The organism is Massilia sp. CT11-108 (assembly GCF_047302915.1).
Taxonomy (GTDB): Bacteria; Pseudomonadota; Gammaproteobacteria; order Burkholderiales; family Burkholderiaceae_D; genus Telluria; species Telluria orientalis.
Genome location: NZ_JBKYMO010000802.1, coordinates 1 through 1,759, shown reverse-complemented (window position 1 = coordinate 1,759; position 1,759 = coordinate 1). Strand labels below are relative to the sequence as shown.

The 1,759-nt window shown below is 66.7% G+C and carries 2 protein-coding genes and 1 pseudogene; 1 reads left to right on the top strand and 2 read right to left on the bottom strand.

Features of this window, described 5'->3' with window-relative positions:
- Positions 1–981: glycoside hydrolase N-terminal domain-containing protein (locus tag ACEN88_RS30865; protein ID WP_413345868.1), on the bottom strand; the 981-nt coding region annotated here is incomplete at its 3' end.
- A gap of 105 nt (positions 982–1,086) precedes the next feature.
- Complete coding sequence (locus ACEN88_RS30860; protein ID WP_413345867.1) at positions 1,087–1,470, bottom strand: winged helix-turn-helix transcriptional regulator; 384 nt, start codon at positions 1,468–1,470, stop codon at positions 1,087–1,089.
- A 141-nt stretch (positions 1,471–1,611) separates the two neighbouring features.
- Here ACEN88_RS30860 and ACEN88_RS30855 point away from each other — a divergent pair.
- Positions 1,612–1,752, top strand: a pseudogene (locus tag ACEN88_RS30855) (NAD(P)H-binding protein); the annotation flags it as partial.
- Positions 1,753–1,759: the final 7 nt, after the last annotated feature.

The window sequence follows — 1,759 nt, the reverse complement described above, 5'->3', positions numbered from 1 at the left end:
GCGCGTGCGCACGGCCTGCACCGGGTCGCCGCTCGTGTCGCGGAAGTTGACGAAGCTGGTGGCGGCGCCGATGAGCAGCGTGACCTCGCGCGCACCGCGCACGCGCAGGCGGCCGCCCTCGACGTCGACCTTGCCGTCGCCCATGGCCTGCACGCGTACGGCGTAGCGCAACACGCCCTTGACGCCGGCGGCGTCCGCGTTGCGGCCTTCGACCAGCAGGGCGCGCGGACCGTCCGCGCGGATCGCCAGGCTGGCCGGCCGCTTCGATTCTTCCAGGTCTTCCTTCACGTCCCAGGGCGCACCCGTGGCGGCCGACGGGTCATCTGCGGACTTGCCGTCGTAATTGGCCTTGCCGTAATCGACCTGGCGCGGGTGGCGGTAGCCGACGTCGAAGTCGAGGGTGCCGCCGCCGCTTGCCTGCAGGTGCAGCACGATCACCTGGTCGGGCGCGCTCGCGAACGTCTCGCGCACATGGCGCGCGCCGCCGCTCGTGAAGCGCGTCGTGGCGATGGCGGTGTCGAGGTCGAGCGAGCGGCGATACGCAGCCGTCGGCGTGAGTCCATGGAAGTCCAGCAGCAGGTCGCCGGCCGCGCCATAAGGCATCTGCGTGGCCGGTTTCGCGATCATGTCCTTCGATACGAGGTCGCGCGCTTCGATGAAGCGGCCCGCGTCGATCAGGGCGCGCACGCGCGGCAGCGCGGTCTTGAATCCGGGATTGTCGAAGCGGTACGGGCCGCCGGCCCACAGCGTGTCTTCATTCAGTTGCAGGCGCTCCTGCAGCGGGCGGCCGTACACCATCGCGCCGAGCCGGCCGTTGCCGACGGGGAGGGCCTCGACCCATGGACCGGCGGGGCGCTCGTACCACAACGCCAGTTGTTCCTTGTTGCCCTCCGTGCGTGCCACGACGGTGGCGCCGGCCAGGCCGGGGTATGCCGCCGCGAGGCCCAGCGTCGCGAGCACGCGCCGCCGGGCGGGATTCATCTTCGTCACTGCCGTCTCCTTGTCATGGTGCTGATCGCACGATCCTAACAGTTTGATGACAGGGAATGTATAGCGATAACACTCAGCAGCAGACGATTTTTTACGTCAGCGCGGGACGATACCCTTGTATTCACGCCGCGCCTCGCACACGTGGCGGTGGTGCTCGTCGGCCCAGGTGACGAGGCCCTTCATCGGCACGAGGAACGAGTGACCCAGCGGCGTGAGGTCGTACTCGACCCGCGGCGGCACTTCCGGATAGACGGTGCGGCGCACGAAGCCGTCCTCCTCCAGGCGCTTCAACGTCTGCGACAGCATCTGCTTGGAGATGTCGCCCAGCGCGCGCATCAATTCGTTGAAACGCTTCGTGCCGCCCTCGAGCGCATCGAGCACGAGGATGCTCCACTGGTCGCCGATGCGGTCCAGCACGTCGCGGATGGGGCAGGGTTGGTCGAAGGGGCGGTCGGTGGCGAGCAGGGTGGTCTTGGACATGGCGTGTTCACGGGTAATGGTCAGTTTCCGCTGACCTGATCATGCCGTTCTGACTTCTTGTGCGGCATATGCAGGCTGGCATAAGATGATTCTACGGTCTCGATTTTAGACCTATCCTCAACCACAGACCAAAGGAATTCCATGGCACGCATCGCTCTCATCGGCGCCACCGGCAACGTCGGCACACGCATCCTGAACGAACTCGTTTCGCGCAACCACCAGGTCACGGCCATCGCCCGCGATCCTTCGAAAGTCCCGGCACGAACAGCGCGGACGGCGAGATGAAGGT

Coding starts and splice junctions, on each gene's coding strand:
- ACEN88_RS30860 (WP_413345867.1), bottom strand. CDS start 1,470: ATGTCCAAGACCACCCTGCTCGCCACCGACCGCCCCTTCGACCAACCC.